The organism is Brucella sp. TWI432, from assembly GCF_039674445.1.
Taxonomy (GTDB): Bacteria; Pseudomonadota; Alphaproteobacteria; order Rhizobiales; family Rhizobiaceae; genus Brucella; species Brucella chromiisoli.
This window is the reverse complement of the sequence record NZ_JBDJNL010000008.1, coordinates 74,789-89,927: the sequence shown is the minus strand read 5'-3', so window position 1 is coordinate 89,927 and position 15,139 is coordinate 74,789. Positions and strand designations below refer to the sequence as shown.

Genomic DNA, 15,139 nt, shown 5'->3' with positions numbered 1-15,139 from the left:
CCGATGGCTAGTGCACAAAACAATGCAGCCAATGCTGCGGGCGAAAAGAACTATACGTTCATCGATCACAAATTCGACGTTGTTGTCGTTGGCGCTGGCGGTGCTGGCCTGCGTGCAACGCTCGGTATGGCCGAACAGGGTTTTAAGACCGCCTGTATCACCAAAGTGTTCCCAACGCGTTCGCACACGGTTGCAGCGCAGGGCGGCATTGCCGCTTCGCTGAAAAATATGGGGCCGGATAGCTGGCAGTGGCATATGTACGACACCGTCAAGGGGTCGGACTGGCTGGGCGATACGGACGCTATGGAATATCTGGCGCGTGAAGCACCGGCTGCGGTTTATGAGCTGGAACATTACGGCGTTCCGTTCTCGCGTACCGAAGAAGGCAAAATCTATCAGCGCCCATTCGGCGGCCACATGCAGAATTTTGGTGATGGTCCACCAGTACAGCGCACGTGTGCGGCCGCTGACCGTACCGGTCATGCGATCCTGCATACGCTTTACGGCCAGTCGCTGAAAAACAACGCGCAGTTCTTCATTGAATATTTCGCGCTTGATCTCATCATGACCGATGGTGTTTGCACCGGCGTTGTTGCGTGGAACCTTGATGATGGGACGATCCATCGCTTTTCCGCGAAAATGGTGGTTCTGGCGACGGGTGGTTATGGCCGTTCCTATTTCTCGGCGACTTCGGCGCATACCTGCACCGGCGACGGCGGCGGCATGGCGGCGCGTGCGGGGCTTCCGCTCCAGGACATGGAATTCGTTCAGTTCCACCCAACCGGCATTTACGGCGCGGGCTGCCTGATTACGGAAGGCGCACGCGGCGAAGGCGGCTATCTCGTTAATTCCGAAGGCGAGCGCTTCATGGAGCGTTATGCGCCTTCCGCCAAGGATCTTGCTTCGCGTGACGTTGTTTCGCGCTGCATGACCATGGAAATCCGCGCTGGTCGCGGCGTTGGCAAGAACAAGGACCACATCTACCTGCATCTCGACCATCTTGATCCGGCTGTTCTGCATGAACGCCTGCCGGGTATTTCCGAGTCGGCCAAGATTTTCGCAGGCGTTGATGTGACCAAGGAACCGATCCCGGTTCTGCCAACCGTGCACTATAATATGGGCGGCATTCCAACCAATTATTGGGGCGAAGTGCTGAACCCGACGCAAGAAGATCCTGACCGCGTTCAGCCGGGCCTGATGGCTGTGGGTGAAGCAGGTTGCGCATCCGTGCATGGTGCCAACCGTCTCGGCTCCAACTCGCTGATCGATTTGGTTGTGTTTGGCCGTGCGGCTGCAATTCGCGCTGGCGAAGTCATCGACCGCGCTGCGAAGATTCCTGACATCAACGAAGCAGCCGTCGATAAGATCGTGGATCGTTTCCATCGCCTGCGTTATGCCAACGGCTCGACACCGACCGCAGAACTGCGCGAAAAGATGCAGCGCACCATGCAGGAAGATGCTGCCGTTTTCCGTACTTCTGAATCGCTCAAGCAAGGCGTCGAGCGTATGTCCGCAATCTGGAAAGAACTGCCTGACGTTAAGGTCAGTGACCGTTCGATGATCTGGAATTCGGATCTGGTTGAAACGCTGGAACTGGAAAATCTGATGGCAAACGCGATGGTGACAGTCGTTTCGGCTGAAGCCCGTCAAGAAAGCCGCGGTGCGCATGCGCATGAGGATTTCCCGGACCGTAACGACGCCGAATGGCGTAAACACACCCTTTCCTGGCTGTCGCCAAATGGCGAAGTGAAGCTTGATTACCGTCCAGTTCATCTCGATCCGCTGACGACCGAGGAAGAAGGCGGCATCAATCTGGCCAAGATTGCGCCCAAGAAGCGCGTTTACTGATCGAGGGAATGAGCAATGGTTGAACTCGCACTTCCCAAGAACTCCCGCATGCAGGAAGGCAAGACCTGGCCGCGTCCAGATGGTGCCAAGAATGTCACGGAGTTCCGCATTTATCGCTGGTCGCCGGATGACGACGCAAATCCAAGCATCGACACGTATTATGTCGATCGTGACGATTGCGGCCCGATGGTGCTCGACGGTCTTCTTTATATCAAGAACAAGATCGACCCGACGCTGACGCTACGCCGTTCGTGCCGTGAAGGCATTTGCGGGTCCTGCGCCATGAACATTGATGGTGCCAACACGCTTGCCTGTACCAAGGGCATGGATGAGATCAAGGGCTCCATCAAGGTTTATCCGCTGCCGCATATGCCGGTGGTGAAGGATCTGGTGCCGGATCTGAGCAACTTCTACGCCCAGCACCGTTCGATTGAGCCTTGGCTCAAGACGGTATCGCCAGAGCCGCAGAAGGAATGGCTGCAGAGCCACGAAGATCGTCAGAAGCTCGATGGTCTTTACGAATGCATTCTCTGCGCTTGCTGCTCGACCTCATGCCCAAGCTACTGGTGGAATGGCGATCGTTACCTCGGACCAGCCGTGCTGCTTCAGGCCTATCGCTGGCTGATCGACAGTCGCGACGAAGCCAAGGGCGAACGTCTCGACAATCTCGAAGATCCGTTCCGCCTCTATCGCTGCCACACCATCATGAACTGCGCGCAAACCTGCCCGAAGGGTCTCAATCCTGCCAAGGCGATTGCCGAAATCAAGAAGATGATGGTCGAGCGCCGCGTGTAATCGCGGCAATCGCTTCTTCTTGCGATCCCTGTCGGCCTGCGGCCTCCACGCCTCTTGTACCGAAATCAAGGAGATGATGGTCGAGCGCCGCGTGTAGAACGTGTTTTCATAATCGATAGAAGGGAGGCTCTGCCTCCCTTTTCTTTTGCCAAAATAATGGCGGAGGCTTGATTTTTCCGTGCTGGCCATATCTGATCTGAAAGCAGAAACTTAACGCTGCTTCAGGGGGCATCATGCTTGATCATATCGGTTTCAATATTTCCAGCATGCCAAAGTCCAGCGCTTTCTATGACGCTGCGTTGGCGCCACTCGGCATCACGCGGGCGATGGAGTTTGGTGACTGGGTCGGCTATGGCCGCAATGGCAAGCCGGAATTCTGGATCGGCAAGCAGAAGGGCGCAAAACTCGAAGGCGTTTTGCATGTGGCTTTTTCGGCAGGCACCCGCTCGGAGGTTGATCGCTTTTATGAGGCTGCCATGGCTGTGGGCGGGCGTGACAATGGCAAACCGGGAATCCGCGAGCATTATCATCCCGATTATTATGCAGCCTTCGTGCTTGATCCTGACGGGCATAATATCGAAGCGGTCTGTCATCTTCCCGAATGAAAAAGGCGGGCCATGCCCGCCTTTCGATTATCTGCCAGCTCGCGTGAGATGGGCGTTCGGATTATTTGTTTTAACGCGCATCTTTGTCCGAAATCCGTTTCACACTTCTCGGGATACGCTTTAAACCAGCTTGGCGTCCAGTGTCACTTCAATGGCACCCAGTGCTTTTGACAAGGGGCAGGATTCCTTGGCCTTTTTTGCCAGCGCCGCAAAATCAGCTTCTTCAATGCCAGGGATTGTGGCTGTAAGCGTGATTGCGCTCTTGCTGATTGCAAAGCCACCACCTGAAGCCGGTCCAACGCTTATAGCCGCTGTTGCTTCAAGCTTTTCCGGTGGTGTGCCGTGCTCTGTCAGAAGTGCTGAAAGCTGCATGGCGAAGCAGCCGGCGTGCGCTGCCCCCAGAAGCTCTTCGGGATTTGTGCCTGCGCGTCCGCTTTCATCTTCAAAGCGCGCTTTGAAATCATAAGGAAGGTCTTTGAGCGCGCCGCTCTGCGTGTTGAGCGTGCCTTTGCCTTCCTTGAGTGTGCCTTTCCAGACTGCGGTTGCTTTTCTGTCCATTGGGAAGCTCCTCTTGATTGGTTTCTAACCACCAGATAGGGCAGCTTCCCCAAGCTTCCAGATTAAATCGCCTCGCCTTGCAATAGGCGCGGCGTTTCGCCCGAAAGACCGGCTGCCTGCTTGATGAAGAAGGATTTGAGGCTTGGTACGCGGTCCACAAGGCCCAGTCCCATGTCGCGCATGGTCCGGACTGCGGGATTGTCGTTGGAGAACAATTTTGTCAGCACGTCGGTTGTGACGCCCATCTGCACGGTGTCGAAACGACGCCAAGCCTGATAGCGCTCAAGCGCTGCAAAGGAGCCGATGTCGAGGCCGAGGCGGTCCGTTTCAACGATAACTTGGGCAATGGCTGCTGCATCACGGAAGCCGAGATTGAGGCCCTGGCCGGCAATCGGGTGGATACGGTGGGCTGCATCGCCCACAAGCGCAAAGCGTGGCTTCACAAATTCGCGGGCCAGTGTCAGGCCAAGCGGGAAAGCACGGCGAGGGCCTTCAACGTGCAGCGCGCCAAGACGGTGTCCAAAACGCTGCTCAAGCTCGGCATCAAAGATGAAATCATCTTCGCGGACCAGACGTTCGGCATCAGCTCTGCGTTCTGTCCACACGAGCGAACTGCGATTGCCCTTGAGTGGCAGGATGGCAAAGGGGCCGGCAGGCAGGAAATGTTCATCCGCGCGGCCACCATGCGGACGCTCGTGCTTAACATTGCAGACAATGCCTGATTGGTCATAGTCCCAGTTCACTGTCTTGATGCCAGCAATGTCACGCAGGCGCGATTTTGCGCCATCCGCGGCAATCAACAGACGTGTGCTGAGTGTTTCACCATTGGCCAGCGTGACGGTGACGGATTCAGGGCTGGTTTTAAACGTCTCGACACTCATGCCCTCAATGAAGGTGATGCCGAGTTCGTGTGCCTTTTTGTGCAGCGCAGTGTTGAGCACGCGGTTTTCAACCATGTGTGCGAAAGGTTCGCCGGGGTTCACATCGCCTGAAAAGGTTAGAAAGACCGGGCGCACAGGATCGGAGGTGCGGGAATCAGTGATGACCATTTCAGTGATCGGCTGCGCGTCGGCAACGATCTCCTGCCAGCAGCCGAGTTTATCGAGCATGCGCGAAGCCGCCGCTGCAATGGAGGATGCCCGTGGGTCCTTCTTCCATGCGCCCACCGGGGCGCCGTCAATGACGGCAACAGAAAGATGCGGAGCCGCTGCCTTGACCGCCACGGCAGTAACGAGGCCGACATAGCCGCCGCCTGCGATTACCAGATCGCTTTTTTCCGTGGTTTTCTGCTTGCTTGCCGCAGCCATTGCCTCTTCCTTTCGGATATCTTCAGAGCGCTCTTCGATGAACATAACAGGCTGCAACAGGACACAGGAACTTGACAGTTTCGTCTATGCAGGCCCAAACAGTTCAACAAAATATATCGTCTATATAAGGTTCCAGGAGACAGGCTGTCCATGTCGAATAACGAAAAGACCGATCTATTGAAGGCTGAGCAGACTGCTGCCATGCAGCAGCTCCTCGACACGCTTGATCTTGAAACGCTTGAAATGGATCTTTTCCGCGGCAACAGCCCGCAGGTGGGCTGGCAGCGCGTTTTTGGCGGGCAGGTGATCGGGCAGGCGCTGATCGCAGCGCAGCGCACCGTCGACCCCGAACGGCATGTTCATTCGCTGCATGGCTATTTTGTGCGGCCGGGCGATCCGGCTATCCCGATCATTTATGAGGTGGATCGCATCCGCGACGGGTCAAGCTTCAACACGCGCCGCGTGTTGGCAAAGCAGCACGGCAAGGCGATTTTTACGCTCTCAGCATCGTTCCAGATTGATGAAAATGGTCTGGAGCACCAGATCAATATGCCCGAGGGGCTTCCCATGCCGGAACAATTGATGGGCGATCATGATCTTAAGGAAGAGTATTTGCATCTGGCACCGGCAGGCGTGCGCAAATATTGGGAGCAGGAGCGCCCCATTGAGATCAAGCCGGTGTCACTCAAACATTATTTTTCGCGCGAAAAACTGCCACCAAGCCAGCATGTCTGGGTGCGGGCACGTGGTATCGTGCCGGATGAACGTGCGCTACAGGCCGCTATTCTCGCCTATCTTTCGGATATGACTTTGCTGGATACATCGTTGCATCCGCACGGGCGCACGATTTTCGATCGCGACTTGCAGGTGGCAAGCCTTGATCACGCCATGTGGTTTCATCGCCCAAGCCGGCTCGATGACTGGCTTCTTTACACACAGGACACACCGAGTGCGTCCGGTGCACGTGGGCTGAACCGTGGCGCGCTTTATACGCGGGACGGTGTGCTGATTGCGTCAGTCGCGCAGGAAGGCCTTATTCGTGTGCATGAAAAAGACAAATGATGATATTTTAATCATCATTTTCACCGGTGTTTAATTTTTAATCAATGTTGATTGGGTGAAAATGGGCATTGGCCGTAAAAGCTGAATCCCATGAATCACTTAGAGTGGTTTTTCTCTCGTAGAAAAACCACTCCTTCTTTTTTCTGACAGAAATTTCAGGCGCGTCTGCGTTTCGCGCGAGGGTCGAAAAGCCCTGTTTCGGGGCGGAAATGTGCCACTCTCCACCGTGATCTTGCCAGATACTGCGTTTGGAATATGAGAAAAATTGCATTTTCTTTGGGTTGTCGCGCGCAACTGGCATGATTTTTGTTTCTCTCAGTTCGAACCGGTCTTTTCAGCGCAGACGCGTTTGAAGCCGCCATTCGACGGAGATATTCGATGCTGATAACAGGAAGATTCAAGCAAACGGCTTTAGCCACCTTGCCTATGCTGCTCGTTCTTGCAGGGACTGCGCTGGCACAGGACGCATCCCAGCCGACACCAACTCTTGATACTGGCGATACTGCCTGGATGCTGACTTCAACCGCGCTTGTGTTGATGATGACAATTCCCGGTCTTGCGCTGTTTTACGGCGGCATGGTGCGCAAGAAGAACGTACTTTCGACAGTTATGCAGAGCTTTGCCATTACCTGCCTTATGTCGGTGTTGTGGATGTTCTTCGGCTATTCGCTCGCCTTCACCGATGGCGGTTCGATGAATGCTTATATCGGCGGCTTCGATAAGGCATTTCTGAAGGGCGTCACGATGGATTCGCTCACCGGGACGATCCCGGAATATCTCTTCATCGTCTTCCAGATGACCTTTGCGGTTATCACACCCGCCCTTATCGCCGGCTCGTTTGCCGAACGCATGAAGTTCTCCTCGATGCTGGTCTTCATGGTTCTGTGGCTGTTCATCGTCTATGTGCCGGTTGCACATTGGGTCTGGGGCGGCGGCTTCCTTGGCTCTGACGGCGTTCTTGATTTTGCCGGTGGCACGGTTGTTCACATCAATGCCGGTGTTGCCGGTCTGGTTGCAGCGCTCATCATTGGCAAGCGCGATGGCTACGGCCACGTCAATATGGCACCACACAATCTCGTTCTCTCGGTTGTTGGTGCAGCCCTTCTGTGGGTGGGCTGGTTTGGCTTCAATGCAGGTTCGGCTCTGGGTGCAAACGCACTGGCTGCCGTTGCCATGCTCAACACGCAGGTTGCAACCGCTGGTGCGGCTCTCGCCTGGATGTTCATCGAATGGGCGATTTCGGGCAAGCCAAGCGTTCTCGGCATTATTTCGGGTGCGGTTGCCGGTCTTGTTGCCGTAACGCCTGCTGCGGGCTTTGTTGACCCAACGGGCGCATTGATCATCGGCGTGATTGCGGGTGCTGTCTGCTACATCGCAGCCGTAAAGATCAAGCACGCGCTTGGTTATGACGATTCGCTCGATGCCTTTGGCGTTCATGGTGTTGGCGGTTTTGTTGGTGCGATCCTCACTGGTTTCTTTGCCGATGTTACGATCAATGCGGCAGGTGAAGGGGCAACCATGGGCAAGCAGTTCTTCGGCGCTGCCATCACCGTTGTCTACACGGCGATCGCAACCGCAATCATCCTTTATGTGATCAAAGCCGTGATGGGTCTGCGCCCGAGCAAGCAGGCTGAAATGGAAGGCCTTGATATCGCGTTGCACGGCGAATCTGTTCAGTAGAACAGGCTTGTCTCAAGAGGAAAAAGGCGCGGGAAACCGCGCCTTTTTCATTTTCTGGTGAAAGGCAGTGCATGGTTAATGGGGAATTAACCATCGCCCGATTAGGATCAGCCCGATTCATTGTGCTCGGGCGTCTTTGCCCACAGGCAACATTTATATGGTTCGGGACAGGCTTTATGCAGCAAGGATATTCGCCCTCATACCCGTTGCGCGACGAGCGGGTTTCGGAAGACAGGCTGAAACTGGCCAATATCTTCCGCAGGCAATTCTATATCCTGTTCGGTCTGGCGCTGCTTTCGCTGGCCGCTATGGCGGTGGGCGCGCTTGCAACGTGGAATGTTGCCGATCCCAGCCTCAGCCATGCAACGGATAATCCGGTTACCAATGCTCTTGGCTATCCGGGTGCGGTTTTCTCCGATCTTGCCATGCAGTTCTTTGGCCTTGCCAGCGTTCCGGTTCTGCTGCCGCTGGTGGTCTGGTCGCTGTTGCTCATGACGCGCGGCGGGATCAGCCGTGTCGGCCGGCGCAGTCTGGCATGGATGGGGGCTGCGCTTTTGTTTGCAGCCATTGCAAGCTGTTTTGCTGTTCCTTCAAGCTGGCCGATGCCAATTGGTCTTGGTGGTGTGTTTGGCGATATGGTGCTGCGCCTTCCGGGTCTGTTTCTGGGCGCATTTCCGCAAGGTGCGATCGCATCCGGCATTGCGCTGGTGCTGGTTTTCCCGGCACTCTGGCTCTGCCTGTTTGCCAGCGGGATCATTGGCCGCCGTGAAGCGCTCGTTGATGCCGGCTCCGCGCGGGGTGCATCGGCTGGCGATGATTTTGCCGAGGACGAAGATCAGGAGGATGAGACATCATCTGGCGGCTTCTCTGCATTTGTCGGGGCTCTCACCCATACAATTTTCAGCGCTTCGGCGACTTTCAGGCGTTGGACCGGTATCAACCGCCGCAAGCAGCGCGAAGATGAATATGGCGATATGCGCAGCGCGCGCGCAAGCGCGCAAGCGCGCAATGGTTCGCGGCGCGAGCCGGGCTTTGATGGTGCCTCTTCGGAAGAACCGCCGTTCGATTTGGATGATCCGATGGACGGAGCGCCGCTTGCGGGTGAAGAATGGCACGATGCGCCGCCGCAGCGTTCTAAAGCGCGCGTCGGTGAACGCGCGCCTGCACCAAAGAGCGGCGCACGCATTCAGCGTGAAGCGCAGACATCCTTCCTGAAAGAAGGTGGTGCATTTGAAATGCCATCGCTGCATTTTCTTGCTGAACCAAAGCTTGTGCAGCGCGACGCATCCCTGTCCAAGGATGCGCTTGAACAGAATGCGCGGCTTCTGGAAGGTGTGCTGGAAGATTTCGGCGTGCGTGGCGAGATCATCAATGTGAAACCGGGGCCAGTCGTAACGCTTTATGAGCTCGAACCGGCCCCCGGCATCAAATCATCGCGCGTGATTGGTTTGGCGGACGATATTGCTCGCTCAATGAGCGCCATTGCTGCGCGTGTGGCTGTGGTTCCGGGCCGCAATGTGATCGGTATTGAATTGCCGAACCAGAAGCGCGAAATGGTTTACCTGCGCGAAATGCTGGCGAGCCGTGACTTTGAACAGACCAAGGCAAAGCTTGCGCTGGCGCTGGGCAAGACCATCAATGGTGAGCCGGTGATTGCCGATATTGCGAAGATGCCGCATGTGCTTGTGGCCGGTACGACGGGCTCGGGTAAGTCGGTTGCGATCAACACGATGATCCTGTCGCTGCTTTATCGCATGACGCCGCAGGAATGCCGTCTGATCATGATCGATCCGAAAATGCTGGAGCTTTCGATTTATGACGGTATCCCGCATCTGTTGACGCCGGTTGTGACCGATCCGAAGAAGGCTGTGGTCGCGCTCAAGTGGACCGTGCGCGAGATGGAAGACCGCTATCGCAAGATGTCGAAAGTGGGCGTGCGTAATATTGACGGCTTCAATCAGCGCGTCGGTCAGGCACAGAAGAAGGGCGAGCAGATTGCCCGTACCGTGCAAACCGGATTTGACCGAAATACTGGCGAAGCGATCTATGAAACCGAGCAGCTCGATCTGGAGCCAATGCCCTACATTGTCGTGATTATCGACGAAATGGCCGATCTGATGATGGTTGCGGGCAAGGACATTGAAGGCACGGTGCAGCGTCTGGCACAGATGGCGCGTGCGGCGGGTATCCATGTCATCATGGCAACGCAGCGCCCATCCGTCGATGTCATCACCGGTACGATCAAGGCCAATTTCCCGACCCGTATTTCGTTTCAGGTTACATCCAAGATCGACAGCCGAACCATTCTGGGTGAGCAGGGTGCCGAGCAGCTGCTTGGTCAGGGCGATATGCTGTTCATGGCCGGGGGCGGCCGCATTCAGCGCGTGCATGGCCCCTTTGTGGGCGATGACGAGGTGGAACGTATCGTTCAACACCTGAAACTTCAGGGTGTGCCGGAATATCTGGATGCGATCACTGAGGATGAGGAAGAGGATGAAGGTGGCGGTCCGGCCGGAACATCGAACCTTGAAAATTCCGATGATCCTTATGATCAGGCTGTGGCTGTGGTGCTGCGTGATAAGAAGGCTTCGACGTCCTATATCCAGCGTCGTTTGGGTATTGGCTATAACCGTGCGGCTTCGATTATCGAGCGCATGGAAGAAGAAGGGATCGTCGGCCCTGCCAATCATGCCGGTAAGCGCGAGATACTGGTGCCGACCTGTGACGATGATTTCTAACTGAAATCTCATCGGCTTTCTGTTGCCACACTCGCGCCTAACTGCCCGATTATTTTACGAGAATGAAGAAAAAAGAGAATTTGCCGATGATGATCTCCCGTATTGCTGCATTCGTGAAAGCAAGCCGTTTTGCGGCCATCCTCGGATTGGGAGTTTTGAGCATTGGCGCGGCTTCTCCGGCTTTTGTGCCCGTTGCGGCGCAGGCACAGGGCGTAAGCGGTGCTGCTGCTGCGCAGCAGATTGCGGATCATTTTTCCTCACTGCGCACATTGACCGGTGAATTTGTTCAGTTCGGCCCCAAGGGCGAACAGACGGGCGGCACGTTCTATCTGGAACGTCCGGGCAAGATTCGCTTCAATTACACCGATTCCCCGATCCGCGTGATTTCGGATGGCAATCAGGTTGTTATCAACAACCGAAAGCTCGACACGTGGGATATGTATGCGCTGGGAACCACCCCGCTCAAAATGCTTCTGGCGGACCGGATTGATTTGGGCGGCGGTCGTCTTCAGAGTGTGAAGCAGGACCCGGACATGACCACGCTTGTGGTGGGGGACAAGACAGCATTTGGTAATTCAAAAATCACCATGATGTTTGATCCCAAGACCAAGGATCTCAAGCAGTGGACCATTACCGACGCGCAGGGCCTCGATACCACGATCATGGTGTTCAATGTTCGCAGCGGTGTCCGCTTCACGGATGATATGTTCAAGATCGATTATCAGCGCATCGCAATGAAACGCAAAGGCCAGTGATCTTTATTCCTGAGGTTTGCATTTATCGGATAAATCGTTAGGTTCGCGGCCATCTTCTGATGGCTGTGAGTCTTTCCCCATGACGTTTTCTGTTGCTACCTGGAACATCAATTCCGTTCGTCTGCGCATGCCGCTGGTCGAACAGTTTCTGAGCGATTATCAGCCGGATGTTCTGTGTCTTCAGGAAACCAAATGTCCCGACGATCATTTCCCTTCAAAAGGCTTTCGCGCGCTTGGCTATGAGCATATCGCGATCAGTGGCCAGAAGGGCTATCACGGCGTTGCGACCATCTCGAAACGTCCTTTGGGCGATGTCGAGAAAATCGGTTTTTGTGAGATGGGCGATTGCCGTCATCTGAGCGCTGTGGTGGAAGCGGGTGGCAAAAAGCTGCGCATCCATAATTTCTATGTGCCTGCCGGTGGTGATGAGCCAGACCCGGAAATTAATCCAAAATTTGCCCATAAGCTTGGTTTTCTTGAGGAAATGCGAGCGATTGTCGCTGACAGGCAGGATGGACATTCCTCGATCCTCGTGGGTGATCTCAACATCGCACCGCTTGAAAACGATGTCTGGTCGCACAAGCAACTGCTGAAAATTGTAAGCCATACGCCGATTGAAACCACAACGCTGGAAGACCTTCGTGTGAAAGGCGGGTGGAGTGACTTGATGCGGCAGGCGATTCCGTCCGATCAGAAAATCTACACCTGGTGGAGCTATCGCGCCAAGGATTGGGATGCCGCTGATCGTGGTCGCAGGCTTGATCACGTCTGGGGTTCGGCTGATCTGGAAGCGCATATGCAGGGGCTTCAGGTTCTGCGCGATGCGCGTGGCTGGGATCGTCCGTCTGATCACGTACCAGTGATTGCGACATTCGATCTGGATTAAGATCGCGTTCGGACTTATATAGAGTTGAGTTTAAAAGAGGAGAAAAGAGCAATGGATCGTGCGGCACTGTTTTCAATGACCAGTGTTTTCAACGTTTCCGAGGCTCATCATGTCTTCTCTTCTCACGCTTCAGGATGTTTCAGCGCGCACGGCTGACGGCCGAATTCTCTTTTCTGGCATCAATTTCAGCATCACCGAAGGTCGGATTGGCCTCGTCGGGCGCAATGGTATTGGCAAATCCACGCTTTTGAAAATCATGAGCGGCGATCTGCTGCCAAGCAGTGGAACGATCACGCGCACCGCCCGGATCGGCGTGCTTGCGCAGAATATTGGTAGTGATGCGCAAAAGACGTTGGCCGATCTTTTTGATGCACGTGATGCCTTTGACAGAATTGGGCGGATTGAAGCGGGCGAGGGGTCGGATGCCGATTTCGAACAGGCAGACTGGTTGTTGCCGCAGCGCTTTGACAATGCTTTAAAGGCCTTTGCACTTTCGCTTTCGCCGCAAAGTCTTCTCTGCGAATTGAGCGGCGGACAGCAGACACGCGCAGCACTTGCCGCGCTTTTGTTTCAAGAGCCTGACCTGATTTTGTTGGATGAACCCACCAACAATCTTGATCACGATGGCCGTCAGGCTGTCGCGGATATGCTTGCCGGATGGCGAGGGGCGGCTGTGGTGGTCAGCCATGATCGTGCATTGTTGCAGGTGATGGGTGCGATCGCCGAGCTTTCGCAAGGCGCGTTGACGCTCTATGGCGGCAATTGGGATTTTTATCACGAGAATAAAGAGCGGGAGCGGGAAGCGGCTGCGCGCGATCTGGAATTGGCGCAGCGCGATGTGAAGCAGGTCCGGCTCAAGGCACAGGACGCCAGTGAACGACAGGCAAAAAGCGATGCGCGCGGGCGCAAATCCCGTGCCGATGCGGGTATGAGCAAGATGGCACTTGATGCGCGTGCCGATAAGGCACAGAAGACCGGTGGTCGTGGCGATGCATTTGCAGAGCGCAATGCCGAGCGTGCCCAAAGCCAGCTTAAGGAAGCGGAAGCAAAGGTCGAACGCATCAAGAAAATGCACTTCCATGTTGATGGATCGCTTTCGCCTTCCGGGCGTGTGCTGCTTGAAATGCTCAATGTTTCGGGCGGCCCTCTGCCGGATAGCCCCGTCATTCGGGACGTCTCGCTGAAAATCGTCGGGCCGGAGCGTATCGTCATTCGCGGTGCAAACGGTGCGGGTAAAACCTCGTTGCTGCGGTTGATCACAGGTGATTTGCAGCCCGTTTCGGGCGAGATCGAACGCTTCGTGCCGATTGCCATGTTTGATCAGCAGATGAGCCTGATGGATCGTGGAGCAACGCTTTATGAGAATTTCCGCAGACTGAACAAGGAGGCGAGCGATAACGATGCTTACGCAGCACTGGCGCGTTTTTCATTTCGCGGAGAGAGTGCTGCGCGCCTTGCAGGAGGCTTAAGCGGTGGCGAATTGTTGCGTGCAGCTCTTGCCTGCATTCTTTGTGGAACGCTGAAGCCTGAATTGTTGATCCTGGATGAGCCGACCAACCATCTTGATCTGGATTCCATTCAAGCGCTGGAAACCGCCCTGAATGCATATGAAGGTGGGTTGTTGCTGGTCAGCCACGATCAGACATTTCTCGATGCCATCGGTATCAAGCGGGTCATTGAGTTATGATGTTAGTCGTTGGCGCCAAATTGTGGCGCGACCTTTTCGATGTCGGCAATGAGTTGCAGCAGGTTTTTGCTGATATGCGTATGCAGTGACGCTGCGGCTTCTGGATATTCTTCCAGAATGCGCCGGAAAATGGCGCGGCTGATGCGGATGACTTCCGTTTCTTCCTCGGCAAAAGCGCCGGTCAGGCGTGTGGTCTGCGCAATCAGCGCCATTTCGCCCAGCATCGCACCGGGTTCAACGGGGCGGATTGTAATCCGCCCTTCGTCGGTATCGTGAAACAGTGTGATTTTGCCAGACACGACGATATAACCGCAATCAGCACTCTGGCCTTCGCGAAACAGTTCACGACCGGCGCGCAGCACAAGACGCTCTGCACCAAAGGCGAGCAGACGCAACTGTTCGGGTGAGAAAGATTCGAACAGACCTACTGAGCCGAGAATGCGGATATCGTCATCGAGCGCCATAGCTTGTCATTACACTCGTAACAGGCGCTGTCCATCATGGGACAAGTTTGTATCCCCCGCTTTCTGTAACCAGAAGCGATGCATTGGACGGATCCTTCTCGATTTTCTGGCGCAGACGGTACACATGGGTTTCCAGCGTATGGGTCGTGACACCGGAATTATAGCCCCAGACTTCTTCAAGCAGCACATCGCGGCTGATGACCTTATCGCCTGCACGATAGAGATACTTGATGATCGCTGCTTCTTTTTCGGTCAGGCGAATCTTGCCGCCCTTTTCATCGATAAGCAGCTTCTGACCTGGCTTGAAGGTGTAAGGTCCGACGATGAATGTCGCGTCTTCGCTCTGCTCGTGCTGGCGCAGCTGTGCGCGGATGCGTGCCAGCAGAACGGCGAATTTGAATGGCTTGGTGACGTAATCATTTGCCCCTGATTCGAGGCCGAGAATCGTATCCGATTCGGTGTCGTGACCGGTCAGCATGATGATCGGAGCCTTGAAACCGCCCTTGCGCAGAAGTTTAACCGCTTCGCGTCCGTCCATATCCGGCAGGCCGACATCCATGACCAGCAGATCGACAATACCGTTACGGGCGCTCTGGATGCCCTTGGTGGCGTTGTCTTCCTGAAGAATCTGGAACTCTTCGCACAGTTCAAGCTGTTCGACGAGGATGGAGCGGAGATCTTCATCATCGTCCACGATCAGTATTGTACGACCTGTCATGCCTGTCCTCGTTACTCTTTGATTCAAATAGTGGTT

General features: G+C 55.2%; 14 protein-coding genes. 9 read left to right on the top strand and 5 right to left on the bottom strand.

What is annotated here, in order from left to right; all coding sequences use genetic code 11:
- The first annotated feature begins 3 nt into the window (after positions 1-3).
- The 3 genes from sdhA to ABE527_RS12870 all read left to right on the top strand — a co-directional run bounded on the left by sdhA (position 4) and on the right by ABE527_RS12870 (position 3,248).
- Entirely contained in the window at positions 4-1,848 is a 1,845-nt protein-coding gene (gene sdhA, locus ABE527_RS12880; RefSeq protein WP_499697153.1) for a succinate dehydrogenase flavoprotein subunit, read from the top strand.
- 15 nt (positions 1,849-1,863) lie between these two features.
- Positions 1,864-2,643: a succinate dehydrogenase iron-sulfur subunit gene (locus ABE527_RS12875; protein WP_265982360.1), complete on the top strand. Its 780-nt coding sequence runs from the start codon at positions 1,864-1,866 to the stop codon at positions 2,641-2,643.
- A 233-nt stretch (positions 2,644-2,876) separates the two neighbouring features.
- Positions 2,877-3,248, top strand: coding sequence for a VOC family protein (locus ABE527_RS12870; RefSeq protein WP_499697152.1), 372 nt, complete (start codon positions 2,877-2,879; stop codon positions 3,246-3,248).
- Between the two features lie 120 nt (positions 3,249-3,368).
- On the opposite strand, the gene ABE527_RS12865 is transcribed toward ABE527_RS12870, so the two are convergent.
- On the bottom strand, positions 3,369-3,806 hold the full coding sequence (locus tag ABE527_RS12865; protein WP_499697151.1) for an OsmC family protein: 438 nt from the start codon (positions 3,804-3,806) through the stop codon (positions 3,369-3,371).
- A gap of 62 nt (positions 3,807-3,868) precedes the next feature.
- Positions 3,869-5,113, bottom strand: coding sequence for a ubiquinone biosynthesis hydroxylase (locus ABE527_RS12860; RefSeq protein WP_499697150.1), 1,245 nt, complete (start codon positions 5,111-5,113; stop codon positions 3,869-3,871).
- A 150-nt stretch (positions 5,114-5,263) separates the two neighbouring features.
- Between ABE527_RS12860 and tesB the strand changes: the two genes are divergently transcribed.
- Positions 5,264-6,175: an acyl-CoA thioesterase II gene (gene tesB, locus ABE527_RS12855; protein WP_396996073.1), complete on the top strand. Its 912-nt coding sequence runs from the start codon at positions 5,264-5,266 to the stop codon at positions 6,173-6,175.
- Positions 6,176-6,212: 37 nt separating this feature from the next.
- Here tesB and ABE527_RS12850 read toward each other — a convergent pair whose 3' ends face one another.
- Entirely contained in the window at positions 6,213-6,476 is a 264-nt protein-coding gene (locus ABE527_RS12850; RefSeq protein ID WP_499697149.1) for a hypothetical protein, read from the bottom strand.
- A 77-nt stretch (positions 6,477-6,553) separates the two neighbouring features.
- On the opposite strand from ABE527_RS12850, the gene ABE527_RS12845 reads away from it, so the two are divergent.
- The 5 genes from ABE527_RS12845 (at position 6,554) to ABE527_RS12825 (ending at position 13,921) form a co-directional block, all read left to right on the top strand.
- Positions 6,554-7,855 carry an ammonium transporter gene (locus tag ABE527_RS12845; protein WP_265982355.1) on the top strand — a complete coding sequence of 434 codons (1,302 nt, stop codon included), beginning with the start codon at positions 6,554-6,556 and terminating at the stop codon, positions 7,853-7,855.
- Positions 7,856-8,031: 176 nt separating this feature from the next.
- Positions 8,032-10,593: a DNA translocase FtsK gene (locus ABE527_RS12840; RefSeq protein WP_499697148.1), complete on the top strand. Its 2,562-nt coding sequence runs from the start codon at positions 8,032-8,034 to the stop codon at positions 10,591-10,593.
- An 86-nt stretch (positions 10,594-10,679) separates the two neighbouring features.
- Complete coding sequence (locus tag ABE527_RS12835) at positions 10,680-11,348, top strand: outer membrane lipoprotein carrier protein LolA (RefSeq protein ID WP_265982353.1); 669 nt, start codon at positions 10,680-10,682, stop codon at positions 11,346-11,348.
- Positions 11,349-11,427: 79 nt separating this feature from the next.
- Entirely contained in the window at positions 11,428-12,234 is an 807-nt protein-coding gene (locus ABE527_RS12830) for an exodeoxyribonuclease III (protein ID WP_499694753.1), read from the top strand.
- A gap of 109 nt (positions 12,235-12,343) precedes the next feature.
- Entirely contained in the window at positions 12,344-13,921 is a 1,578-nt protein-coding gene (locus ABE527_RS12825) for an ABC-F family ATP-binding cassette domain-containing protein (RefSeq protein ID WP_499697147.1), read from the top strand.
- A gap of 2 nt (positions 13,922-13,923) precedes the next feature.
- On the opposite strand, the gene ABE527_RS12820 is transcribed toward ABE527_RS12825, so the two are convergent.
- A complete protein-coding gene (locus tag ABE527_RS12820) occupies positions 13,924-14,385 on the bottom strand; it encodes a cyclic nucleotide-binding domain-containing protein (protein ID WP_265982350.1) in 462 nt (153 codons plus the stop codon).
- A gap of 34 nt (positions 14,386-14,419) precedes the next feature.
- Positions 14,420-15,103: a response regulator OptR gene (gene optR, locus ABE527_RS12815; protein WP_499697146.1), complete on the bottom strand. Its 684-nt coding sequence runs from the start codon at positions 15,101-15,103 to the stop codon at positions 14,420-14,422.
- Positions 15,104-15,139: the final 36 nt, after the last annotated feature.